At 72.1% G+C, this 24130-nt stretch carries 21 protein-coding genes; 11 read left to right on the top strand and 10 right to left on the bottom strand.

Annotated elements, in window-relative coordinates; all coding sequences use genetic code 11:
- Positions 1–80 precede the first annotated feature (80 nt).
- Together HCJ92_RS05460 and HCJ92_RS05465 are read right to left on the bottom strand one after the other, a co-directional pair.
- Complete coding sequence (locus tag HCJ92_RS05460) at positions 81–2333, bottom strand: OmpL47-type beta-barrel domain-containing protein (protein WP_167932276.1); 2253 nt, start codon at positions 2331–2333, stop codon at positions 81–83.
- Entirely contained in the window at positions 2333–4795 is a 2463-nt protein-coding gene (locus tag HCJ92_RS05465; protein ID WP_209310755.1) for a ThuA domain-containing protein, read from the bottom strand. Before HCJ92_RS05465 ends, HCJ92_RS05460 begins: the two co-directional genes overlap by 1 nt.
- A 280-nt stretch (positions 4796–5075) precedes the next feature.
- Here HCJ92_RS05465 and HCJ92_RS05470 point away from each other — a divergent pair, with 280 nt between their 5' ends.
- A complete protein-coding gene (locus tag HCJ92_RS05470; RefSeq protein ID WP_167932278.1) occupies positions 5076–6176 on the top strand; it encodes a multicopper oxidase domain-containing protein in 1101 nt (366 codons plus the stop codon).
- Between the two features lie 78 nt (positions 6177–6254).
- On the opposite strand, the gene HCJ92_RS05475 is transcribed toward HCJ92_RS05470, so the two are convergent.
- The 3 genes from HCJ92_RS05475 to HCJ92_RS25300 form a co-directional block, all read right to left on the bottom strand.
- On the bottom strand, positions 6255–7010 hold the full coding sequence (locus HCJ92_RS05475) for an ester cyclase (protein ID WP_167932279.1): 756 nt from the start codon (positions 7008–7010) through the stop codon (positions 6255–6257).
- A gap of 190 nt (positions 7011–7200) precedes the next feature.
- Entirely contained in the window at positions 7201–7518 is a 318-nt protein-coding gene (locus HCJ92_RS05480; RefSeq protein ID WP_167932280.1) for a hypothetical protein, read from the bottom strand.
- A 108-nt stretch (positions 7519–7626) separates the two neighbouring features.
- A complete protein-coding gene (locus HCJ92_RS25300; protein ID WP_167932281.1) occupies positions 7627–7983 on the bottom strand; it encodes a S8 family serine peptidase in 357 nt (118 codons plus the stop codon).
- A gap of 383 nt (positions 7984–8366) precedes the next feature.
- On the opposite strand from HCJ92_RS25300, the gene HCJ92_RS05490 reads away from it, so the two are divergent.
- Positions 8367–8561 (top strand): DUF4177 domain-containing protein, encoded by a 195-nt coding sequence (locus tag HCJ92_RS05490; protein WP_167932282.1) that lies wholly within the window; start codon positions 8367–8369, stop codon positions 8559–8561.
- A gap of 96 nt (positions 8562–8657) precedes the next feature.
- On the opposite strand, the gene HCJ92_RS05495 is transcribed toward HCJ92_RS05490, so the two are convergent.
- The 3 genes from HCJ92_RS05495 to HCJ92_RS05505 all read right to left on the bottom strand — a co-directional run bounded on the left by HCJ92_RS05495 (position 8658) and on the right by HCJ92_RS05505 (position 12584).
- Positions 8658–9593: an NAD-dependent epimerase/dehydratase family protein gene (locus HCJ92_RS05495; RefSeq protein WP_167932283.1), complete on the bottom strand. Its 936-nt coding sequence runs from the start codon at positions 9591–9593 to the stop codon at positions 8658–8660.
- 15 nt (positions 9594–9608) lie between these two features.
- The gene (locus HCJ92_RS05500) at positions 9609–10919 is read right to left on the bottom strand and encodes a nucleotide sugar dehydrogenase (RefSeq protein ID WP_167932284.1); all 1311 of its coding nucleotides are present in this window, start codon (positions 10917–10919) and stop codon (positions 9609–9611) included.
- Positions 10920–11159: 240 nt separating this feature from the next.
- Positions 11160–12584 (bottom strand): N,N-dimethylformamidase beta subunit family domain-containing protein, encoded by a 1425-nt coding sequence (locus tag HCJ92_RS05505; RefSeq protein WP_167932285.1) that lies wholly within the window; start codon positions 12582–12584, stop codon positions 11160–11162.
- A gap of 563 nt (positions 12585–13147) precedes the next feature.
- Between HCJ92_RS05505 and HCJ92_RS05510 the strand changes: the two genes are divergently transcribed.
- The 6 genes from HCJ92_RS05510 to HCJ92_RS05535 all read left to right on the top strand — a co-directional run bounded on the left by HCJ92_RS05510 (position 13148) and on the right by HCJ92_RS05535 (position 19524).
- Entirely contained in the window at positions 13148–14209 is a 1062-nt protein-coding gene (locus tag HCJ92_RS05510) for an aKG-HExxH-type peptide beta-hydroxylase (protein WP_167932286.1), read from the top strand.
- Positions 14206–15474, top strand: a complete 1269-nt coding sequence (locus HCJ92_RS05515; RefSeq protein ID WP_167932287.1) for a YcaO-like family protein — start codon at positions 14206–14208, stop codon at positions 15472–15474. Before HCJ92_RS05510 ends, HCJ92_RS05515 begins: the two co-directional genes overlap by 4 nt.
- Before the next feature lie 73 nt (positions 15475–15547).
- Complete coding sequence (locus HCJ92_RS05520) at positions 15548–16288, top strand: class I SAM-dependent DNA methyltransferase (protein ID WP_167932288.1); 741 nt, start codon at positions 15548–15550, stop codon at positions 16286–16288.
- A gap of 133 nt (positions 16289–16421) precedes the next feature.
- On the top strand, positions 16422–17405 hold the full coding sequence (locus HCJ92_RS05525; RefSeq protein WP_167932289.1) for a phytanoyl-CoA dioxygenase family protein: 984 nt from the start codon (positions 16422–16424) through the stop codon (positions 17403–17405).
- Positions 17405–18595, top strand: coding sequence for a glycosyltransferase family 4 protein (locus HCJ92_RS05530; protein ID WP_167932290.1), 1191 nt, complete (start codon positions 17405–17407; stop codon positions 18593–18595). The genes HCJ92_RS05525 and HCJ92_RS05530 overlap by 1 nt, the downstream gene beginning before the upstream one ends.
- 290 nt (positions 18596–18885) lie before the next feature.
- Positions 18886–19524: an HAD-IA family hydrolase gene (locus HCJ92_RS05535; protein ID WP_338054032.1), complete on the top strand. Its 639-nt coding sequence runs from the start codon at positions 18886–18888 to the stop codon at positions 19522–19524.
- A gap of 40 nt (positions 19525–19564) precedes the next feature.
- On the opposite strand, the gene HCJ92_RS05540 is transcribed toward HCJ92_RS05535, so the two are convergent.
- Entirely contained in the window at positions 19565–20290 is a 726-nt protein-coding gene (locus HCJ92_RS05540; protein WP_167932291.1) for a hypothetical protein, read from the bottom strand.
- A gap of 339 nt (positions 20291–20629) precedes the next feature.
- On the opposite strand from HCJ92_RS05540, the gene HCJ92_RS05545 reads away from it, so the two are divergent.
- Complete coding sequence (locus HCJ92_RS05545; protein WP_167932292.1) at positions 20630–21283, top strand: hypothetical protein; 654 nt, start codon at positions 20630–20632, stop codon at positions 21281–21283.
- Entirely contained in the window at positions 21280–22308 is a 1029-nt protein-coding gene (locus HCJ92_RS05550; protein WP_167932293.1) for a hypothetical protein, read from the top strand. The genes HCJ92_RS05545 and HCJ92_RS05550 overlap by 4 nt, the downstream gene beginning before the upstream one ends.
- A 456-nt stretch (positions 22309–22764) precedes the next feature.
- On the opposite strand, the gene HCJ92_RS05555 is transcribed toward HCJ92_RS05550, so the two are convergent.
- Positions 22765–23286: an ATP-binding protein gene (locus HCJ92_RS05555; RefSeq protein WP_167932294.1), complete on the bottom strand. Its 522-nt coding sequence runs from the start codon at positions 23284–23286 to the stop codon at positions 22765–22767.
- 294 nt (positions 23287–23580) lie between these two features.
- On the opposite strand from HCJ92_RS05555, the gene HCJ92_RS05560 reads away from it, so the two are divergent.
- Positions 23581–24130: hypothetical protein (locus HCJ92_RS05560; RefSeq protein ID WP_167932295.1), on the top strand; the 550-nt coding region annotated here is incomplete at its 3' end.

Here is a 24130-nt window from a genome sequence, read left to right on the forward strand (position 1 = left end):
GTGGACGCACGACGGGCGGGGCCCGGACCCCCTGGGGAGAGGGAGTCCGGGCCCCGCCGTCGGTACCGTGTGTCTGCCGGTCAGAGCTCCTTGATGCGGATGTCCCGGTAGGAGACCACCTCGTTGGCGCTGTGGACCTGCAGGCCCAGGTAGCCGGAGGCGTTACGGCGACCGTTGCTGCCCGGGTCGCCGCCGCGCGGCGGCTCGAAGAGCTGCCCTCGCGAGTTCTCGAACTCGTTGATGAGGACACCGTTGCGGTAGACCTCGTAGGACTGCCCCATCACCCGGATCTCGTAGTCGTTCCAGGTGCCCTTGGGCGTGACCCCGGCGCCGCCGAGCCCGACGCGGTCGAATCCGTAGATCGAACCGGTCTTGTACATGTCGCCGTCGGGGCGGTCGTTGATCTGGATCTCGTGACCGTAGTTGATCGCCACCCACTCGGGCCGCGACTCCTCCGGGTGACCGTGCACGTCGGGGAAGCGCACGAAGACGCCGGCGTTGGTGAACAGGCCGTCAGTCGCGTCGTCCCGCCACTGGAGCTTCAGCGAGAAGTTCTCGTACTGCCGCTCCGGGAACCACAGCATGCCCATGCCGTTGACATCGCTGCTGCTGGTGATGGCGTCGTCCTCGGACAGCTCGAACGCACCGCCGCCGACCTGCTGCCAGCGCTCGAAGCTGCGCTCGCTGCCGTCGAAGAGGCTGCGGTAGCCCTCGGTGTTGCCGGGGGTGCCGATGTCGGAGTCGCGCGCCGCCTCACGGATGAGGCCGGCCTCGCGCTCGTCGATGACGCCCTCGTCGAGGAGCTGGTCCACGACTCCGTCGACGTGCCGCAGGAACAGGGCGTGCGAGGACCAGTCCTTCTCGTCCTCGATCCGCTCGTTGATGCGGCAGCGGTTGTCGGTGATCCGGTTGGGCACACCGGTGTCCACGTCGCCGACGATCACCGTGCGGCGCTCGTCGAACTCTGCGCAGTTGGGGGCGGGGACCCCGCCGCCGCGCGCCACGCTGAAGACGGCCTGCCCCGGCTCGGAGGTGTTGCCGGCGGCGTCCGTCGCGCGGTAGGAGACGGTGTGCCGCCCCACCCCGTCGACGATGACGGTGTCGGTGTACTCCAGGTACGGGCCGGCGTCGAGCGAGTACTCGATCCGCTCCACACCGGAGTCGTCGTCGGTGGCCTCCACCGTCACGCGGGCGTGGCCGATGTAGGCGCCGCTGGAGTTGGTGGTGCCGGCCACCGTCGCGGAGACGTCCGGAGGAGTGGTGTCCTCCTCGACGAGCTCCACCACGGTGAACTCGACGCTCGCCTCCTCGGAGGTGTTGCCCGCGCGGTCGGTCGCCCGGTAGCGCAGCGTATGCGTACCGATCTCGTGGACCGCGACGGGGCCCTCGTACTCCTGCCAGTCGCCGTCCGCGCCGAGCGCGTACTCGATGGTGTTGACGCCCGAACCCGCGTCGGAGGCCGTCACGGTGACGGTGGCCGAGCCGAGGAAGTTGCCGTCCTCGTCCTCCTCGCCGCTGACCGTCGCCGAGGTCTCCGGCGCCTCCTCGTCGTCACTGGGCTCGACGACGGTGAACTCCGCCGTGCCCGGCTCGGAGGTGTTGCCCGCCACGTCGGTGGCGCGGTACCGGATCAGGTGGTCGCCCACCTGGTCCACCACGACCGGGTCGGTGTAGGGCTGCCAGTCGCCGTCCGTGCCCTCGGCGAACTCGACGCTCTCCACGCCGGAACCGCTGTCGGTCGCCTCCAGGGTGACCGTGGCCGAGCCGAAGAAGTTGCCGTCCTCGTCCTCGGCGCCGCTCACAGAGGCGGTGACCTCGGGCGCGGTGGTGTCCTCGCCGTCGTCCTCCGTCACCACCAGGGTGCCCTGCATGGCGCCGTGGCCGGGGATGGCGCAGTAGTACCGGTAGGTGCCCGGTGTCAGGTCGACCTCGACCTCGTACACCCCGCCGTTGTTGTCGGTCGGGTTGGCGAGGATGTTGATGTCGACGTCGTTGTTGTACTGCGGGTCGCCGGTGTCGAACGTCAGCGTGTGCGGCATGGCGATGTCGTTGCCGGCCTCCTCGCTGTTGTCGAACACGATGGTGGCCGGGCCGGCGACGGCGGTCTCCGGTGCGGAGGCGTAGGTGTCGACCCGGTCGTCGGCCGTCCAGGTCAGCACCTGCTGCTGTGCTGTCTCCGCGTCGCTCTTCGGCTCGGCCTCACCGGACCGGCTGTCGGCGCCGGCGAACGCCACCGCCGGGGTGAGCCCCAGCAGCAGCACCACCGAGGCCAGCAGCGCGGTCCACAGGCCGCCGCGGCGTACGCGGTGCGGCGCTACGGTCGTCGGTCTCATCAGTCGCCCTTTCTGACCAGGTCGGCCGCGGCCGGGGTCGGCGCGCCACCGTCGTAGGTCACCCGCCACAGGGCGGACTCGGAATGGGAGGTGAAGAACCCGCGGCCGTAGTCCAGCACGTACAGCGACCCGTCGGGTGCGAACTTCCAGTCCATCAGGTTGCGGATGCCGCCCTCACCGACCGGGATGATGTCCTTCAGTGTCTCGGCGTGCGTGGGCAGCGCCCCGGACCCGAGGCTGTCGGGGTCGAGGATCACGGCGTGGCGCGGCTGCACCCCGTCGTAGAGGTCGCCGACGAACCACTTGCCGTCCCAGTAGGAGGGCCACTTGACGTCGCTGGCGCGGTTCTCGTCGTACCGGTAGACCGGTCCGGTCATCGCGGCCTGGCCGCCGCCGCGCGCCCAGGGCAGGAGCTGGAACTCCTCGTCCGCCTCGTAGGAGGGGATGCCGTCGGCGTTGCGCGGGTAGTCGGTGCCGCCACCGTTGGGGGCGTACCAGATCGACACCGGGGTGATCGGCGGGATCTTGACGAGGCCGTCGTTGTGCGGCGACTCGTTGCGCGGGGAGTCGCAGTCGTACCAACCCAGCGGCTGGTCCGGGTCGGGCAGGTTGCGGTCCCGGTAGGGCTGGTTGTTGCCCATGCAGAACGGCCAACCGAAGTTGCCCGGCTCGGTGATCGCGGCGAACGACTCGTACTTCGCCGGGCCCCAGGTGGGGCTGGGGGCGGAGGCGTCCGGGCCGACCCAGCCGGCGTAGAGCACGTCGGTCTGCTTGTCCACGAAGATCCGCGAGGGGTTGCGGACACCCATGGCGTAGATCTCGCCCTTGGTCTTGCCGCCGCCCTCGGCGGTCTCCCGTCCCGTGAACAGGTTGCCGGCGGGGAGGGTGTACGTGCCGTCCTGCTCGGGGTGGATCCGGAGGATCTTGCCGTTCAGGTTGTTGGTGTTGCCGGAGGTGCGGCGGGCGTCCGCGAAGGAGATGCCCTGGTAGACGGGCTCCGGGTTGTTGCCGGAGTAACCGCCGGTGAAGCCGGAGGAGTTGGTGTCACCCGTGGCGATGTACAGGTTGTCGTCGCTGTCCCACGCCATGCCGCCGCCCGCGTGGCAGCAGCTGTGGATCTGCACCTCCCAGTCCAGCAGCACCTTCTCCGAGGACAGGTCCAGCCTGCCGGTGGAGCGGTTGACGGTGAAGCGGGAGACGCGGCGCTCGGCGACGCGCTTGTCGCGGTCGATCTCCGAGTGCGGTGTCCAGTGCAGGTAGATCCAGCCGTTGCTGGCGAACCGGGGGTCGAGCTCGATGCCGAGCAGGCCCTCCTCGGTCTTGATCAGCTCGCCGCCGCCGCCCTTGTTGCCGAAGATCGTGAGGGAGCCGACCAGGGAGACCTCTTCGGTCTTCGGGTCCCAGACGTGGATCTCGCCCTCGCCCTTGCCGACATCGGGGTTGTTCCAGTCGGTGACGACGGGGGCGTCGGAGGCGCGACCGCCGCGGCCGATGTAGAAGATGCGGCCGTCGGGCGCCGCGACCAGGCCGTGCGGCTCGCCGATCTGGTCGTGCTCACCGGGCTGGTTGGGCGCGGTCAGCCGCTCGGCGACGTAGTTCCCGGTGACGGTGGCCTGGCAGTCCGCGCGGACGACGCGGTTGGTCCAGGTCAGGGCGCCGCGCAGGTGATCGCGGAAGTCCGCCTCGGCCCAGGACCCGACGGTGCCGCCCATGGCGGTGTAGAAGGACCGGCCGCCGGCGTAGTCCTGGCACCAGGAGATCGGGTGGTCCGGCCCGTTGGCCGACTCGCCCGGCTCGTAGTCGAGTTCGCGGACGCGGGCGACGGTGTGGACGTCCCCGGAGGGGTTGTCCTCCCAGTTCAGCCACCGGTCCAGCCGGTTCCACTCCAGGGGAAGTTCGGCGGTGGCCGGGTGCTCGCGGTCCCCGACCTCGACGGTGGCGCGCTGGGCGACGTCGCCGCTGTCCTCGGTGGCGCGGGCGCCGATCAGGTCGCGGTACCAGTCGGAGTAGGGCTCGGTGCGGGCCGCCTCGTGGACGCCGAGGAAGCCGCCGCCGGCGCCCAGGTACGCCTGGAGGCCCAACTCCTCCTCCGGGCCGAGGACGTCGCCCTCTCCGGTGAGGAAGACGACGGAGTTGAAGGTGCCGAGCTTGCGGCCGTCGGTGAAGACGGAGGCGTCGTCGGTGGCCTCGATGCGGAACCGCTGGGCGGCGGGTCCGGAGCGGCCGATGCTCTCCAGGGCTGCGATGCCCGCGTTGACGGTGGGCGATTCCTCGTTGGCCGAGCCGTGGAACACCAGGACGCGGACGTCGTCGCCGCCCGGTGGGGACGGCAGGTTGAGAGCCGAGGCAACGCTCTCGGCGGACGGCTGGGCGCTGGCGGGCGTCGCGTACAGCGCGCCGGTCGCCATCACGCCGGACAGCAGGGCCGCGGCCCAGGCGCGCGTGCGACGTGAGCGGCGCATTCGGCCGCCCCCGCCCGCGCCGGGTCTGTTCCCTGGCTCCGAACTCATGGGACTGTGATGCGGTGTTGGCCGCATGTGCCACCCACTCCTCACTGCTTACGGGGTCAGCGAGCAAGGTAGACCCCCGACAGGTGCACGCCAAGGGGTTATGCCGAAAAACGGCAAAAGTTTGTCCTGGGTCTGGAAAAAGTCGTCGCGGGTGGCTACGTTGTGCCGGTCCTGAGAGGTGGCGCTCCTCGCGTCGTCGCTCAACTGGCCGAAGTCAGAGGGAGTTCTGCTGATGAATGCCGCGAACAGCGGCCACGGCGGTGGCAACGGAACCGAGGGCGCATGGCGCGACGCGAGCACCACCACGGGGGACCGCGGACTCGGAAGGCGGTCGCTGTTCTGGGGCGCCGCCGCCATCGCGGGTGCCGCGTCCCTGACGGCGGTCAGCCCGCCGAGCCGCGCCGACGGAGCCTCGCCGATGTCGGTCCGCACCGCGAAGGCCCGCAACGAGACCCGTCGCATGAAGCTCTTCATCGAGCGCCTCGGTGACGGGCGCATGGGCTACGGGCTGGAGAAGGGCAAGGCCAGCATCCCCGGGCCGCTCATCGAGATGGTCGAGGGCGACACCCTCCACATCGAGGTCGAGAACACCATGGACGTGGACGCCAGCCTCCACGTCCACGGCGTCGACTACGAGATATCCAGCGACGGCACCCGGATGTCGAACAGCCACGTCCCGCCGGGCGGCAAGCGCACCTACACCTGGCGCTCCCACATCCCCGGGCGCCGCGCCGACGGCACCTGGCGCGAGGGCAGCGCCGGCTACTGGCAGTACCACGACCACGTCGTGGGAACCGACCACGGCACCGCCGGCGTGCGCAACGGCCTCTACGGCGCGCTGGTCGTCAGGCGGGACGGCGACATCCTCCCCGACCGCACGCTGACCATCGTCTTCAACGACATGCTCACCAACAACAACCGTGTGGGGCCCGACTTCGAGGTCACCATGGGCGACCGGGTCGAGATCATCAACCTCACCCACGGCGAGCTCTACCACACCTTCCACATCCACGGGCACCGCTGGGCGGACAACCGCACCGGCCTGCTCAGCGGCCCCGACGACTCCAGCCGGGTCATCGACAACAAGATCACCGGCCCCGGCGACTCGTTCGGCTTCCAGATCGTGGCGGGGGAGGGCGCCGGACCGGGCGCCTGGATGTACCACTGCCACGTGCAGAGCCACTCCGACATGGGCATGGCCGGACTGCTGCTGGTCAAGCGGCCGGACGGCACCATCCCCGAGTACGAGCACCACCACGCGACCGGGGACGGTGACGGCGGCGGCCATGAGGACCACGGCGGAGCCGACGAGGGCTCCGGCCACGACCACTGACCTCGGCGGTGGGTCCCGGCGCCGACCGCGCGCCGGGACCCACCAGCGCGTCAGCGCACGCCGGCGGCACGGCTGTCGTCAGCGCGCCGTGCCGGTCCCGTCCGGTGCCGGGGCCGGGGCCGGGGCCGGGGTGTCGGAGGTTTCGTCCGAATCGGCCTCCGGCCTCGCGGGGTCGTCGGTCGGTGTTCCGGCCGCCGTTCCGGCCGTCGCGGCCGTCGTCGTGTCGGTGGCCGCGACACCGGACGCCGCGTCGGACGAACCCGTTTCCACGGAGGTGGTGGCGGGGCGACGGGTGGTCAGGTCCGGCTCCACGGTGTCGACCAGGGAGGGGTGCGGCTCGCCGCCCGCCATCTTCAGCAGCCCGCGCAGGCAGCGGACGGTCAGCAGCCAGTTCTTCGGATTGCGCATGTTCAGCCCGCCGATCAGCTGACGGAGCATGCTGAGCGTGTCGAAGTAGACCCGCTCGCAGACGAGGTTCTCCGCCTCGTCGAAGATGAAGTACGCGGTCATCCGCACCCGGAACGTGCCGCCGGTCGCCGGGATCCGCCCCAGCGGGCCCAGGTGCGTGCCGATCAACCAGAACTCGACGATCACCGCGTCGTCGGCGTGCCGCAGGGCGATGATCTCGTGGCGCTGGTCGGGGAAGGCGACCCGCGTCTCGGCGTAGTAGCCGCGGACCTGCTCCCCGCCGTCGTGGACGGTCATCGTCGGTATCAGCTCGTAGTGCGGGTGGGGGAACGTCGAGAGCACGTCGTCCCACTCCTGTCTCACCTCGTCCTCGAAGTGGTCCAGGACGAGCTGCTGCCGTGCGGCGCGGATGTCTTCGGTGGTCATGTCGTTCCTCGGGTGGGGGCGGCCGGCTGCGACCGGGTTGCGCCGGGCGCGCGGGAGGCGCGTCCGGCCGGAGCGAGGTCACCGTAGGCGCGCCCGACCGGCGGCACGCACCGTGGAGTCGAACGGCCATGCGGTTCCAGCCACTTGGCCTCCCCGGGCCGGGCCCCGGTACGCGCTGTCAGCGTGTCCGTCACGCATCGACGATCGTCTGCACCGTACGGCTGCCGCCGGCGTCGGTGGCCGTGACCCGCAACGAGACCGTGCCCCCGGCAGGTGGGTTGTCGATCCCGACGGAGTCGGCGTCCCCTGCCCCGTCGTGGACGGTCGTCCGGCTCGCGCCGCCGTCGACCGAGCTCTCCACCACCAGCGACACCGCGTCCACGCCCTGCGGTGCCGGCGGCAGCGGGAAGCCCCGCTCGTCCGCGGGTGCGGTGTTGTCCAGCGCCGGCTCGGGCCGGAACCGGACGATCGGCGGACCGTCGATCGGCTCGAACTCGTCCGCCGTCACCGAGGTGCAGCGAGGCGAGCGAGAGGAGGAAATCCGGGTCCGGAGCGGTGTCACCGATGGCCAAGGGAAGGGCCACCGCGCCGAAGCCGAGGGCGCCGGAGCCCGCGGTCACCTTCCGGTCCAGCGCACCCGCCACGTCCACCCGGCCGGTGCCTGCCGCGGCGTCCCCTCGACCTCGGCCGCGGAACCCACCAGGGCCGCCTTGAGCTGCTCGCCGCTCCACTCCGGGTTCTGCTGCACCATCAGCGCCGCAGCCCCGGCCACCACGGGCGTCGCCGTCGAGGTGCCGGACATCCCCGTGTCCCCGTCGGCAACGGGCGTCGCGACCGTCTCCAGTGCGCTGCCGATGGCCGCCGCCGCGGCCATCTCCACGCCCGGCGCGGCGAAGTCGGGCTTCAGCCGGGCGTCGACCTCCGTCGGACCGACGAGGAGACCCGGCCGGCACGTCCTCGTGGTCGACGGCACCGACCGTCACCGCCGGCGCCGCGACACCCGGGGAGTCCACCGTCCCGCTGTCGGGGCCGGAGTTGGCCGCGGCCACCGCGTCCAGGTTGCCCGGACCTCGACGCCGTCCTCACCGCGCACCTCCCGCGCGACCGAGCGGGAACCGTCCTCGTGGCTGACGATCATCGGCAGGCCGGGGAAGGAGGAGCACGTCTTCCGCGAGAGCTCCGTGACGTCGAGGAGCGCGAGGTCTACCGCGCCGGCCGCAGTCCCCGGGGCGCGCCGACCGGCCTCCTTGACCGTGCCCCGGGGGCACGGTGTGGGCTGCTGGTGTGCGTCCGCCGTCCGCAACGCCACGAGGGCGGGACGGCGACGCACCTCGCGACCATGGAAGGGACTCGCTGATGACGACCCGCTGGGAGCACAAGGTGCTCACCTACAAACTCGGCTGGAAGGCCTTCGACTACGCGCAGATCGAACGCGACCTGACCGTGCTCGGCGGCGAGGGCTGGGAGGCGGTCGGCACCCTCGCCCCGAGCTTCGGCGCGGGCCAGGCCATCGAGATCGCGGTCATCGCGAAGCGGCCGGTCGGCGACTGACGGCGAGGTCGGCCGGTGCGGGCCGCACCGGCCGACCTGCCTCGGCCGTCGGCCTGTCTCCCGAACGCCCGTCGAGCGCCGCCGCGCTGCCGGCGACTACCGCCCGTCGCCGAGGAACCACCGGACGGTCCGCTCCAGTCCCTCGCGCAGCGGGACGGGCCCGACGTCGGGGAAGAGGGCGCGCAGTCGGGTGCCGTCGGCCTGGGAGTGCGGGACGTCCCCGGGCCGCACGGGATGGTGCTCGCGCGGCAGGGCCGTGCCCATGACCGACTCCAGTTCGGTGATCAGCTCGGTGAGCGGTGTCCGCCCGCCGTGCGCGAGGTTGACCGGTTCGGCCGAGGTCACCCCGCGCAGTGCGGCCTGCGCGAGGACCTGGCAGACGGTCCCGACGTAGGTGAAGTCGCGGGTCTGGCTGCCGTCCCCATGGACCGCGAGCGGCCTGCCGGTGATGGCAGCCGCGATCCAGGCGGGTACGACGGCGGCGTAGGCGTGCCCGGCGGACTGCAGCGGCCCGTAGACGTTGAAGAAGCGGAACGGCAGCACCGGCAACCCGTAGCAGTGGTGGTACGCCGCGAGGTAGGACTCGGCGGCCAGCTTGCCGACCGCGTACGGACTCATGGGGCGCGGACGCAGCTCCTCGTGTTTCGGGAGGTGGGGGTTGGCGCCGTAGACCGAGGAGGACGAGGCGGCGATCGTCTGCGTTCCCCCCGCGCGCCGCGCCGCCTCCAGCACGGCCAGCGTGCCCGTCGCGTTGGCGTGGTGACTGGCGACCGGGTCCGTCACCGAGCGCGAGACGGAGGGGAGCGCCGCCAGGTGGACGACCGAGTCGACACCGTCCAACGCGGTGTCGAGCAGCCCGGGGTCCAGGACGCTGCCCTCCAGGAAACGAACCGGCAGCCCGGATATGTTCTCCCGGGAGCCGGTCGAGAGGTCGTCCACGACCCGTATCTCGGAGACCGTCGCCATCCCCGACAGGTGCCGCACGAGGTTGCCGCCGATGAAACCGGCGCCGCCGGTGACCGTGATCTTCACGCTGTGCCCTTCGGGTCAGAGGATGTCGATGTTGTCGCCGCCGAGCCGACGCCGGCAGTCCAGCACCCACGTCGAACAGGCCGCGACGGCCGCGTAGTCGAACGCGTCGTGGTCGGTGAGGAGCACCACCGCGTCGGCGCCGGACAGCTCCTCGGCGGTGGCCTCCACCCGGCGGACCTCCTGCAGGGCGTCCGCCTGCGCGGGCGCCGGGTGGAGATGCGGGTCGGCGGCGCGGACGTCCGCGCCCATCGCCCGGAGGGACTGCGTCACCCGCGCCGCGGGCGTCTCCCGGGCGTCGCTGGTGTTGGGCTTGTACGCGAGCCCGAGCAGCAGGATGCGGGACCCCTTGACCGGCTTGCCCCGCTGGTTGAGCCCCTGGACGAGTCGCTGGACCACGTAATCCGGCATGTGGCTGTTGATGTCGTTGGCGAGTTCCACGAACCGGAAGGGTCGGCCCGACGTCCGCTCCGCCCACCAGGACAGGTACGACGGGTCGATCGGCAGGCAGTGGCCGCCCACACCGGGGCCCGGGTCGAACCGCAGGTATCCGAACGGCTTGGTGGCGGCAGCGTCGATCGCCTCCCACACGTCGATGCCCAGCTCGTGTGCGAACATCGCGAGCTCGTTGACCAGCGCGATGTTGACGTGCCGGAAGGTGTTCTCCAGCAGTTTCGTCAGTTCGGCGGCGCCGCAGCCGCTGACGGGCACCACCGTGTCGACGATCGAGCCGTAGAACTCCTCGACCTGCTTCAGGGACCGCTCGTCCACCCCGGAGACCACCTTCGGCGTGTTCTCCAGCCGCCAGCGGGTGTTCCCGGGATCGATGCGTTCCGGGCTGTACCCCAGGTGGAAGTCCCTGCCGACCCGGAGACCGGACGCGGACTCCAGGATCGGGCCCACCAGCTCCTGCGTCGTCCCCGGGTAGGTCGTCGACTCCAGCACCACGGTCGCCCCCGGCCGGAGGAAGCCGCCGAGCATCCGCGCCGATCCCGCGACGTGCGACAGGTCGGGCCGCCGCTCCCGCAGCGGCGTGGGCACCGTGATCACCGCGATGTCGAAGCCGCCGCAGTCGACCGGATCGCTGCTCGCGCGGTACGCGCCGGAGGCGAGCTGCGCGCCCAGTCGCTCGGACGAGATGTCCTCCACGTACGAGCTGCCCAGGGCGAGTTGACCGACCCGCCCCTCGTCCACGTCGAAGCCCACCACGCGGTGGCCCGCCTCCGCGGCCCGCACCGCCAGTGACAGGCCCACATAGCCCTGGCCCGCCACCACCACCCGGCCACGGGCAGCGGACGAACCGGCGGTTCCGGGTGCGCCGGCGGTCATCCGACGCCTCCGGTGCCAGTACCTTCGCGGCAGGCCGCCGCGGCGTGGGCGGATGGCTCTGTGTCCGGCATACGCGTTCCCAACCGGGCGGAGCCGTCCGCCCACGTCGATTGTCGGATGTAGGGGCCCGCGGCTGTCGGATGTAGGGGCCCGCGGCAGCCCGGGGGTTTCGGGGATTTCGGACGGCGCACGCGGCGCCGGGTGCGTCCCCGCGCCGGTCCGCCCAGCAGCCCCGGCGGGTCAGGACAGCAGGTCGACCACGTTGCGGCTGATCGTCTCCACCGCCGGGTCCAGGCGCAGCAGCCGTGCCCAGTCCACCGTGGCGGCGTTGAAGACCGTGCCGCCCCGGGTGTAGAGGCCGAAGGTCGCCGCCCGGCCCGGGTCCGGATCCTCCCGGGCGGCGAAGTGCCAGCCGGACGCGGCAGGCAGGTCGGCGAGGCCCAGGATCGTGAAGTCGTCGGGCGTCCCGTCCGCGCCCGTCGCGACGGCCCGCCCCCGCCGGTCGCGGCGGTGAGCGGCGCCGTCGCACTCGTAGCCCACGAGGGCGTGCGCGGCGCCCAGCAGGTCGCCGTCGCGCAGCCCTGTGCCCTCGAACAGCTCGTGGTCGCAGTGCTGCACGGTGTACCCGGTGGGGGCGCGGAGCCCCTCCCAGTGGCCACCCCCGTTGCGGTAGCTGACACCGGTCACCGCGTTCTCCGGTTCCGTCTCCCACCAGTGGTCGGGCGCGCCTCTGAGGGTGTCCACGTCGACACCCCTGGGCGCACCCGGCGGGTACTTCGCGCACCGGACCGTCGAGCCGTCGTCCGCCACCTCCACCCGCCACCAGCAGGTGTTCCCACCGAAGACGCCGATGTTCCCGCCCTGGTCGCGGAAGGCGGTGACATGCCGTCTGCTGCGCGCGGTCCAGTACTCGTCGTGGCCGGCGGACAGCAGCAGCCGGTATCCGTCCGTGAGGTCCGCCCTCTCGTGGAGATCCAGGTCGGTGCAGTAGTCCACGGTCCGACCGGACGACTCCAGCCACGCGATGAACGGGGCGTCCCAGTGGGCGAAGGTCTGACGCGGTGTCCGGAGGTCGTGGGCGTCGGGGAACCCCTTCACCGGCCCGCCGATGCCACCCCCGGGCCGACGCAGGGTCACCACCGCCTCCCGCGGTGGCCTTCCGGCGGAGTGCGCGGAGCCGTAGAGGCTGCCGCCGCCGCTGCGGTTGTACGCGTGGTAGGTGAGGACCGGCACCTTGTACAGGATCCGGGCCCGCCGCGCCGGCTCACGCGCCCTCACCACGAACAGCAGTCGCGAGCGACGGGCGTCGAGCTGCGCCGCGTCCGCCGGAGCCGTTCCGGGACATCCCGCGCGGGATGCGCCGGTCGCCGCCGGGCTCAGCACTGCGACGTACACACCCGACGGCCAGTCCCCGGGAACGGCCACGTCGTGACCGGGCCAGCACCAGTCCTCGTCGTGACGGCCCGGAGGAACGTAGCGTCCCGCTCCGTACACGCTGCCCATGTGGCGGGGGCGGACACCGCAGCGGAAGAAGTCGGCGCGGAACGCCGGCGCGCCGGTCGACACGTGCAGCCGCAGCGTCTCACCCGCGCGAACACTCGGCCGCCCGGGATACCCGTCGACCTGCTCTGCGGCGCGGGGGGCGTCGCTCGTCGCGTCGGGCACCGGGCCCTCCAGGGGAAGTGGCGGAGGAGGACCCTCCGGGCGAACAACGAAGACCGCGCCAAAGTATGGCGAGTGGTGATCTTCGACGGAACACGGCTATCCGGACGTATTGCGCGTTCCGTGACGGCGCCGGGGATCGGCGCGAAAGCGCCGCGGGCCCGCTGACCCCGCCGCGTACCGACCCCCGACGCTGCTCACTGTCGGTGGCCACCACATAACCCCGGGACGGCAGAATGTCGCGGAACGGGCGCGCGCCGGTGGCCAGTTCCGGGACGGCGGCTCGCCCGTCTCGTTGGAAGACGCCCACGCGGCCGTGATGATGAGCCCTGCCGCACGTCGAGTGACCGCCGTGAGGGCGGGATCCGGCGTTCAGGAGAGGAGTTTGGCGATGAGCGAAGACATCGAGCAGGTCACGCCCGACGAACTGCCGGAGCTTCCGCTGCTGGTCGACCTCCCGGCCTGCGAGTGAACGTCCCGGTGTGACGCGCGCGGTGGCCGACCGGGTCACCGCGCGCCACTTCTGGCGCGCGCCGGGATCACGCCGGCGGAAGGGGAACGGTCGCATGCACATCGGTCCGGACGCGGCGGGTGCCGCACTCGATCAAGCGGCGCTTGGCCGCCGCACGCTCGCCGCGCTGCGCCGCGCCGGCCTGGTGGACGCGATGCCGGCGCCACGGGACGCGACGTCGGACACCGGCGGCGGCACGGCCACCCGGACCCGCGAGGCCCTCACGGCGTCCGGTCTCGAACTCACGGGGTCCGACGTCTCCCACCCGGCGGTGATCGACGTCGCGCACACCGCCCAGCGCGCACTGCGGGCCGACACCCTCACCGCCCCGCGGCGCGCCGAACTCGCGACAGCGCTCGCCCGTGCCGTCGCACTGGCCCGCTCCGCCACGCCGACCGATCACCACGGCTGGTCGGTGGAAGCGGCCGGACCCCAGTCACACCTCGACCGTGCCGTCGTCCGCGCCCTGGCAGGCGTGCCCCCGGACTCACCCGGCGGAGCCCAGGACTGTGCCGTCACCCCCTGGCAGGACGCGCACCTCCGGGTGCTGACCGACGCCGCCGGACTGCTGCGCGCCGCGTGGCCGGAGATGCTCGACGAACTGACCCGCACGGTCCGCCAGGTCGTGCTGCTCCGGGGAACGGCCATCGAGGGCTTCACCGACTTCACCGTCCACGGCGCGCTGTTCCTCCACCGCGACCGCCTCGCGCCGGGGGCCGACGCGCCACCCGGCGCCGACGGGGGCCTCGGTCTCGCGGAGGCCCTGGTGCACGAGGGCACCCACGTGCGGTGCAACGCCGCTCTGGCGTCGACACCCTTCTGGGAGCGGGCCGCCGACCGGGTCGCTCCCGTCCCCACGCCGCTGCGCGCCGACCCCCGGCCGCTGGGGGGTCTCTTCCACCAGATGGTGGTCCTCTCCCGCAGCGCGACCTTCCTCGGGCGGCTCCTCGACTCCGGCTCCCGGCCCGGCATCGACCCGGGGCCGCTGCGCGAGCGTCACCGGCACCATCGGGACGCCGCGGCGCGGGCCGCCGCCACCCTCCACGCCCACCGGTCCTCCCTCACCGACACCGGGCGCGGACTCCTGGCGCAGGTCGCGGCCGAGGGCACCGGATGAGCACGCCCCGCTCACCCACCCGGCCCTGGGCGGCGGAGCTGTTCCACCCCTTCCCGCAGGCGCCGGACGTCGTCTTCGCCCGGGTCGCGGCCCGCTCCGCGCTCTTCACCGCCGGCACCACGACGAGCACCCGCGCGGACACCGGCACGGGCACCGGCGCGGGTACCGGCACCGCCGGTGCGGGCGGGCCGGGCAGGTCCGACGGGTCGGACGTGGTCACCGGCAGCGCGGCCGGGCACGACCCGGACGACGTCTCGCCGCGGGCCACCGGCGAACTCGTCGAACGCATCGGGAACATCACCGCCGGACGGGCCGCCGAGGCAGAGCTACGCGTGACCGCCAGCTACCACGAACTGCGGCTGGCCGGACGGCCCGCGCTGGACCCCGCCCCGCTGGTGGGCCGGCCGGGCACCGCCGTCGACGCTCGGGAAACGCCCCGGCTGTGGGTCACCGGCCGGTCCCTGTCGACCGGGCGTGAACTGCTCGTCCCCGCCGGAGCGGTCTACCTGCGGCACCGGCCACCTGCGGAACCGGACATCGGGACGGGCTCCACCGGGCTGGCGGCTCACCCGGACCCGATCGCGGCCACTCACCACGCCGTATGGGAGATCCTGGAACGCGACCTGATCCGCCGAAGCTGGTACGGGGAAGCCGGCGCACCGACCGTCGCGCCGCACCTGCGGCTGCGGCCGACACTGCGGGCGTCGCTGGCCGCGCTGGGGCTGACCGCGACGCTTCTGCTGGTCCCCGCGCCGGCGGGCGTCGGCTGCGTCGCGGCCTGCCTGCACGACGCCAACGGCGAGGGCCAGACGTTCGGCGCCGCCTGCGGCCCCGAAGGCCACGGGCCGACAGCCGAGCGGGCCGCCGAGAAGGCGGTGTACGAGGCCCTGATGGTGCGGTGGAGCATGGGCACGCGCGTCGCCCGTCGCACCTGGCAGTCCTGGGCGGGGACGACACCACCCCGTACCGCGCTCCACCACGCGCTGTGGACGTTCCACCGCCAGGACAGCCTGCGGCTGTGGCTCGCGGACGCACCCGCCGCCTCGTCGGGGACCCGGCGGCAGCGCGCCCTGCCCGCTCCCGCCGCCGTTCTCGCCGACCACACCGGACAGGAGGTGGTGGCCGTCCCGACGCCGTCGCGACAGTCGCTGGAGACCGGGCTCCAGGTGATGCGCGTCGTGGCACCGGGAGCGCTCCCGCTCCCTGCCGGTCCCCGCGGGCCGGGCGGAGCGCTGCGCACCCACCGCCCGCACCCCTTCGGGTGACCCGCCGCCCTCGACCGACCGGGCCGACCGGCCCCACCGACCCCGCAGCCACCCACCAGGAGGACCGTCCCCGATGCCCGGTCAGGAATCGCCCCACTACGCGGCCACCTTCGCCGCCAGGTACGACGATTGGTTCCCCTCACCCGTCACGGACAGCACCGTCGAGCTGCTCGCCGCCCTCGCGAAGACCGCCGGCGACGGTCCCGTCCTCGAACTCGGCTCCGGCACCGGCCGGGTGGCCCTCCCGCTGGCAGCGCGAGGTCTCGACGTGCACGGCGTCGAGGGCGCGCCCGAGATGACCGAACGCCTGCGCGCCAAACCGGGCGGCCACGACATCACGGTCACCGCGGGCGACTTCAGCAGCGTCCCGGTCGACGGCTCCTTCGCCATGGTCTACGTCGTCTCCGGCGGGTTCTTCGAACTCCCCACCCAGCAGTCCCAGGCCCGCTGCTTCGCCGCCGCGGCGGCGAGACTGCTGCCGGGCGGACTCTTCGTGCTCGACGCGCACGTCCCCGAGGCGCTTGCCGCACCGGAAGCCGCCCTCCACGTCGTCCCGATCGAAGGCGGCATGACGGTACGGATGCGCACCATCGACCGCGCCTCCCAGCGCTACTCATCGCACTACCTCGTCCTCGACGGCAACGGCGTCCACCACGTGCCGGTGTCCTTCCGCTACGCGTCCGCGGGGGAACTCGACCTCATGGCCGCGATGGCGGGGCTGCGACTGCGGAACCGGTACGGCGGTTGGTCGGGAGAGGCGTTCACGGCGGCCAGCGCCTACCACGTCTCCGTGTACGAACTGCCCGTCACCTGAGCACCCCGTCCACCGCCGCCCCACCCTCCACGGCCCCGGCCCGGCGCGGGAGAACCGGCGCCGCGGCGGTGGGGCCGCCGTCGTCCGGGCGCGGTGGCACCGGCACCGCCCCCATCCCGATGAGGAGGCACCGATGTCCGAGCCCGCCCCGCACGCCGAGTCCCGCCCGACCGGGCGCCACGACCCCCTGGAGATCCACCCTGGCCGGGCGTCGCTCGACGTGCCCTTCCGACGTGTGGTGGACGACGGCCTGCTCGTCATCGTCAGAAACGGGTTGCAGCTGCTGGACGCACTCGAACCGCTGCGCCGCGCCACCCGGCTCGCCGCCGCCGAGACGCTGCCGCCCACTGCCGCCCGCGCCCTGGAACGCACCGGGATCGAGGGCCTTCACACGGTCGTGGGCATCGAGGAAGCCATGGCCCTGCGCACCCGCATGGAGACGGCACTCCGGCCGTCCGCCGCACAGGCGTGCCTGGCGTTCGCCGCCACGGCCGGCACCGGGGAACCGCGGGTCCACGTCAGCCGCCACTTCGGCGTCAGGACGATGCTGCCGCACCGGGTCGTCGCCGAACGGGACGACCTCGGCCCGCTCGCGGGCTTCGTCGTGCCGACCGCGCCCCACGTCGACTCGTGGTTCAACACCACCCTCAACTCCGTCAACCTGTGGATGGCACTGGGCCGCGTCCGTCCCGGAAACGGACTCCTCGTCTACCCCGACCTCTACCGTGCGCCGATCCGCCGGGCCGGCTACGACGTGGCCCCCGGCCAGCAGCTCGGCACGCCCGTCAGCTTCGCCCTCGACCCCGGCGACATCCTGCTGTTCTCGGGCGACCACGTCCACGCGTCGGAGGCCAACACCACCGACGAGACGCGGGTCGTCCTCACCAAACGCATCAGCGTCGGCGCCCCCAGATACAACCCCGAGGGCAGCGGCTGGGTGCCCTACGACGACGCCCGCCTGCTGCGCGGCCCGCTGGCACCGTTGGCCTCCCTGCGCTCGCGCGCCACCGCGGCGTACGGGCGGCACCTCCTGCGCGCCGCGCTGCGCCGCCGCCCCGGGTACGAACGGGCGCGCGCACACCACCCGACCTCCGGACCGAACGGGCCCACAACCTGATGCGCATCGCCTACCTGCACGCCGGGAGCATCCCGTCCGTCTACGCCAACGGCATTCACGTCATGCGCATGTGCGACGCGTTCACCGCCGCCGGACACGACGTCACCCTCTACACGCTGCCCGGCACCCACCGGGCCGACGACCCGTACACCTACTACGGGGTCCGCCACCGCTTCCGCATCCGCCGAATCCCGCTGCCCGACGCCGATCCCGCCTCGCTCCGCGCCCGCGCGGCCCGGGTGCGCGCGCTGCTGGTGGCGGAGACGCCCGACCTCGCCTACGGACGCGACCCCTACGCCGTCCTCGCGGCGGCCGATGTCGCACCCGTCGTGTACGAGAGCCACCACGTGTGGGACGACCGGGACGCGCTGGCGACGGAGAGCCGGCTGTTCGCCCATCCGGCACTCCGTCGGGTGGTGGTCATCACCCACGCCCTCGCCGGTGATCTCCAGACCGCCCACGCCGGCACGGGCCTGCTGCCGCTCCGCGTAGCCCCCGACTGCGCCGACGTGCCCGCCGCGCACGGGGCTTCCCCCGCACCGGAGTTGCCGGGTCGGACCGGGGTGCCGCGCGTCGGCTATGTCGGGCACCTCTACGAGGGGCGCGGGATCGACCTCATCCTGGAACTGGCCGCCGTACTGCCCGGCTTCGACTTCCACCTCGTCGGCGGCACCCCCGGGGACCGGGCACACTGGGAAGCCCCTTGCCGACTGCCCAACGTGCACTTCCACGGCCACCGGCCACCGGGCGCCGTCCACGCCTACGTCTCCGCCTTCGACGTGGTGCTGGCCCCCTACCAGCAGCGGGTGTACACCGCCGGCCGCAGCGCCGAGACCGGCCGCTGGGCCTCGCCGATGAAGGTCTTCGAGTACATGGCCCACGGCAGGGCCATGATCGCCTCCGACCTGCCTGTGCTGCGCGAGGTGCTCCACGACCGGGTCAACTGCCTGCTGCGCCCGCCCGACGACACCCGGGCGTGGGCGGACGCCGTCAATGAGCTCGTGACGGACGGGACGCTGCGACGGCAGCTCGGGCGGCAGGCACGGAGCGAGGTCCTCGACCGCTACACCTGGCGCCGCCGGGCCGACGACGTCCTCGCGGGAGTCTTCACGGGCTGGGGCGAGGCGCCCCCCACGGCGGGGCGGACGCCGACGCCCAAGCCGAAGCCGACGGCATCGGAGGCAGGGTGACACTCCGCCCGCCGGGCGGACGATCACCCCTCCGCGGCCGTCCGACCGGCTCCGGGGTCCCCTCGGAAGCCCTCGTGGCGAGACGCCCCAGGTTCGGGGGCCGCGCGGCGGCGACTCCCCGCCCACGGCGCCGGGTTCAGGGCGCCCCGCACCGGACATGCTCGGAGCGTGCCGGTCGGGCCCACACGTGGCCCGGGGTGCCGCGGCTCCGCCACGCCGGCCGCTCTCGCGCCCCCCACCGCGGCCACCGTTCGATCGGCGCTGCGCGTGCAGCGAGCAGGGAGGCAGTCGTGCCGGATTCGTACCGTGGACTCCTTCTCGACTTCGGAGGTGTCCTCACCACCCGGATGCGCTCGAACGGTGAGGCGTTCGAGCGGGCCGAGGGGCTGGAACCGGGTACGTACTTCGCCGCGTTGGGCTCGCACCCGGACGGGATCGCGGTCTACGCCGCACTTGAGGTGGGAGAGGCCACCCAGGAGGAGTGGAACCGTGTCATCGGCGGCATCCTCGGCATCGACCCGACCGATCTCATGCGCCGGGCACTCGCCAACCTCCACCCGGAGCCAGCGATCGTCGCAGCGGCGCGGCGCGCCCGCGCGTCCGGTGTGAAGGTCGCGATGCTCAGCAACTCGTTCGGGCTGGAGCCCTACAACCCGTACGAGGACAAGGGCCTGTGGACGGACTGTTTCGACACCGTCGTCCTCTCTGAGCGCGAAGGGGTGCGAAAGCCCGCTCCGGAGATCTACCGACGCACGCTGGACGCCCTTGGCCTGACCGGGCCGCAGTGCGTCTTCGTGGACGATCGCGCGGGGAACCTGCCACCGGCGGAGGCGCTGGGCATCCGCACGGTCCACCACACGACCGACCCCGTGGCCACGGCCGGCCTCCTCGACTCGTTCCTCGCGGACAGCGACCCCGCGCCCGCGTGAACACGCCGCGCACGGCTGAACACGTCGGCCGCGGGCGTGCTCAGAGGAAGTTGTTCGGCCAGATCATCGTGCGCCACATGTGGGCGACCGCCGAGCCGTCGAAGCCCAGCCCCTGCGCCGGCTGCCGGAAGTGACGTCCGACCACGTCCTCGAACTCACCGAACTCCACCTCGACGTCCGGGTCGAAGGTGTACACGTCGTTGACCGTGACCATGCGGGCCGACATGTACCAGCGGTGACGCCGCGCCTCGCGATACGCCTCCCGCGTGTGGGCCGGTGGCCGGTACTCCGCGCCGAAGAACCCTTCGTACGCCTGCGGGTAGCCGTACCCCACCGTGTCGTCGGGGAAGAACCGGAGCACCTCGTGCTGCCGGATCGCCCAGGCGACCTCCTCGTCCACGTAGGGCTCCACGAGCTGCGCTCCCCAGTGCCCGTGCTGACTCCGCAGCAGGCCCGCGACGGAGATGTCGTGCAGGAGGCAGGCCAGCACGACCTTCTCACCCATACCCTGCTCACGTGCCCGCCGTGCGCTCTGGAACATGTGCCGCACCGTGAACGGGTCCAGCGCCAGGCGAAGACGGAAGTAGTCCGCCAGGGTGGGCTGCTCTGGCATCCGCGGAAGGTCGGCGTTGTCGCCCATCATGAAGACCTCGTCCGGTTTCAGCGAAGCCAGCAGCTGGTCGCCGGGGAGGTGCTCCTTGGTGCCGAGGGTCGCGGCAGCGGGAGCGCGGATGACGCGGGAGTAGTTGTTCTGTCCGTGCGGCACCGTGAAGGGCCCTTCTGAGTGGTGAGACGGCCGAGACCAGCGCTCGACCAGCACATCAGAGCAGCTCCTACCACCACCGATGCGCCGCCTTCACTCGCGCGGGGGAGCGCACGCCGGGGGCGTTTAGAACCCTGAGCCAGGCTTTGCGCAGAGCCGGTGCCCCTCTGCCGCTCTGCGGATCGCCGGAACCGCGGCGCCGTCGGGCCGCGTCTCCACCGGAGCGTGCCCTGCCGGCCGCCTGCACCTCGGGGTGTCCGGGACATGACGTATCGTGACCCGCATTTCTCTGTTCGAATGCTTCCGAGGGGTTTTGACATGCGGCGCCGAATCTCTGCCTCTGTGATCGCTGCCGTGCTGGCGACCGGCCTGCTCGCCACCGCCTGCGGCGGGAGCGACGACTCCACTGACGACGCACTGCCCGGTGTCGACACGACCTCCTCGGCGTCGCCGGAGCCCACGGACGAAGAGAGCGAAGAGGGGGAGGACGGGTCAGGCGAGGACGAACTGCCCGACGACGGCATCGACCGCCCGGAGATCACCCTGCCGGACGACGTGAACAACGTCTTCGAGAAGGTCGACACCGACGACCCGGTCGAGCTCGCCGTCCTCGCCGACCAGGAGCACGGAATCAACGCCGTGGACGAGGCCATCACCAGCGGCGACACAAAGGTGCCTTCCCTGCCCTTCTATCAGGCCGATATGGCTCTGCTGGAGAGCGTCGAAGTCATTGCCAGCATGCATGACGACAAGCTCTCCTTCGGGGGGACGACGCGCTACTACAACCGTTCCCTGGAGATGCAGTCGGAGACTGCTGCGGTCAGCAGCTACTGCCGGGACACCTCGGAGTCCTATCTGATCGATCTGGAGACCGGCGAGCAGGAGCCGGACGGCGGCACGACTCACTTCACCTCCCGGCAGCAGGTGAACGACGCGGGAGTCTGGCAGACCGTGACCCTGGAGGCCAGGGATGGGGAGGGACGATGCGAGCAGTGACTGCGTTGCTGGTTACGTCTTTTGTGCTGGTGGTTTCTGTGTCGCCCGCAGCTGCCAGCGGCAAGGGGCGAGATAGTCGAGACACCGAGTTTCGCGGTGGCAGAGATGGTGCGACGCTGAGGGCGGAGGCCGGTTCTGATAGCGGCGTCGGCGGTATCGTCTTCGATCCGCCGCATTCGGGTGCCGGTGGGTCGTTGTCCGGGCGGCAGGCGAATTGGTCGCCGCCGCCGTGCTATTACGCGCCTCGGTGGTCGGCGTCGGAGTTCAAGGTGTGGTGGGACGGCTACGCCAAGGACCAGGCGTACAAGACCGACCCCGACAACGCTCAGGAGATCGTCGACACACACGATGAGACCTACGGCGAGAAGAGTGAGTACGAGGACCACAACATCGGGCGGGAGGGCGAGGGTGCCTGGTGGACGGTGCACTCGAACCCGAACCATCCTGATGGCTCGATCGCGAGTTGTGAGTCCCGGATCTTCTGGGTGGACCATGATGACACCCCGCCGCCGTACCCGGGCTCACCCACACCCGAGATGCTCGCGGAGCTCGCCTATGCCGAGGTCGAGATTCCTCAGGTGCGGGCGGAGTTGAGTCCGGCGGCGGATGCGCAGAAGGTGAACCTGGCGACCTGGGTGTGGATGGACGCGTCCGATCTGGCGCCGGTGTCGGTGACCGCGTCGATCAGTGGCTACTCGCAGTTGTCGGCAACGGTCACCGCCACCCCGTCTCGGGTGGAGCTGGATCCGGGGACGGGTGACGCGACGGTACACGACGGCTGCGCGGTCGGAGCGGACGGCGGTGTGGGTCGGCCCTACACGACTGGCGACTCGGAAACTGCGCCGGCCTGCGGCGTCACCTACCACCGCGCGACCCACGACCGCGGCCCGTACCCGTTCAGCGCGACCGTCGTGTGGGAGGTCAGTTGGGAGGGCTCGGACGGTAGCGGCACGACCCTGCCCGACGGGGAGTTCGGCACCACCCAGGAAGTCACCGTCCAGGAGATCCAGACCATTGTCCGCTGACATGAGTTTGAGGCAGTGGCCTGGTCGGCGGGGTGGGGCGCCGCGGTGCGAAGCGGCCAATGTCTGTCCACCGGTCGTGTCCCCGCCGTTTCGGTTTGCGGCTGTCAGCCACACCTGACCTGGGCCGGTGCGTTGGCGGCGGAGGTCAGCAAAGCTCTCTCCGCCAGCTGGACAGGCGTTCCGTCGAGAGCAGTGGTTTCACGAGCGATGCCCTGGCTGCGAAAAGCTACGCCACGCCGTTCATCACCCTGGACGGCGCTGACCTGATGTCGGTTCTGGGCGGTCGCGTGCGACTGCACATCCTCATCTCACACAAGCGGGCCCATGCGAGCCACACGGGGAGTTGCCACTTCCCCGTGGCAGTGCTGTCGCAGTGAGCCGCGGGGCCGGCAGGGTGCTCCTGCAGATGCCCGGCCGCGCCCAGGCCCTGAGGTTCCGTGCCTGCGCAGGGGCGTGTCAGTCGGCCGCCCAGAGCATGGTCAGTACGGCGCGCACGGTCTTGCCCTGGGGCTGGTGGGGGACGGTGTCCCAGCGGTCGGCGAGGGCGGTCACCAGCGCCAGGCCGCGGCCGGTCTCGAGAAGCGGCTCATGGCGGAGCTCGACCTCATTGACGCCGTCCGGGCCCGCAGGCGGCGCTGGGCGGCTGCAGCGCTCGGGAGGCCGGATTGCGCCCGCTCCGGTGTCGGTGACCTCGATGCGCAGCAGTTCGGCCGCCGGGGCGTACCGGACACCAACTCGGAATCCGTCGCAGCGTGGATCGCTCGGCTCGCTGCCGTGGAGCACGGCGTTGGCGGCGAGTTCCGCAATCACCAGCTCGGCGCGCTCGCGGAGGCAGTGCGGCACATCCCAGGTGCGTAGCTCCATGACGCAGAGCAGCCTGGCGAGTCGTGCGCCGCGCCGCGTGGCCGAGAGCGACTGCGTGAACGACAACGGCCACGCGAGATCGGTCGCCGCGGTGGTGGGGGAGGGGTCGGTCATGCGGACATGCTGGCCTCTCCTCGCCCGCGGCACACCGACGCAGCCACGTACCCGGTAACGCCGTACGACGGCCCTTGGCATCACGCAGCACCGCACGATCCCGGCGCTCACTCGCCGCCGTGGCGCAGCTGCGTGGCACAACACTGTGACATCCGTCGGTCACCCGTTGCACCCGCGTTGTCGGCGCTGCTACAGATGAGATCACCGCGGGGCAGAGCCCCGTCGGCAGGGGTGGGGAGGCCGTGTCCGGGACGGGCGCGGTCCGCAGACAGCAGGGAGAAGGGGGTTACTGGTGTGAGCGGGTCGTTGATCGGTGTGGGGGACATACCGTCGTACTCGGGGGATCTGGCGGAGTTGGAGCGGTTGATCGGGACGTTGAGCCGGTCGGCCGCGGAGGTGGAGGCCGACAGCTCCGACACGCACCACACCTTCCAAGGGTTCGGCGGTAGCTATGCCACCGATCACACCGAGGAGTTGCTGGCCACGACGCGCAGTGTGAGGCGGGGCGGTGAGGACCTGGGCGAGCACGGCCGTGGTCTGGTGCGGTTGCTGACGCGGTACGTGCAGGAGATGCAGGCGATCGACCAGCGGATGCGCGGCCTGCGGGGCGATGTCGCGGCCCTGTGGCAGCGCGTGGGGATCCACGACCCCGAGCCGGAACACCTCACGCTGGGCGAGGACTACGCCGCAGAGCTGCGCCGGCTGCTGGAGCAGGCGGAGCGGACCGAGGGCGAGGTGGCCGTCGCGGTCAACGCGCTGCTGCCGGAGCCGGGCGGCACGCCGCCGCCGGTCGGCGACCGCGGCGCGGCGGCGCTGGCGCGTCAGGTCGCGGAGGCGTCCGGTC

Origin of the sequence: Streptomyces spiramenti, from assembly GCF_012034385.1 — a bacterium.
In the GTDB taxonomy this organism is placed as follows: domain Bacteria; phylum Actinomycetota; class Actinomycetes; order Streptomycetales; family Streptomycetaceae; genus Streptomyces; species Streptomyces spiramenti.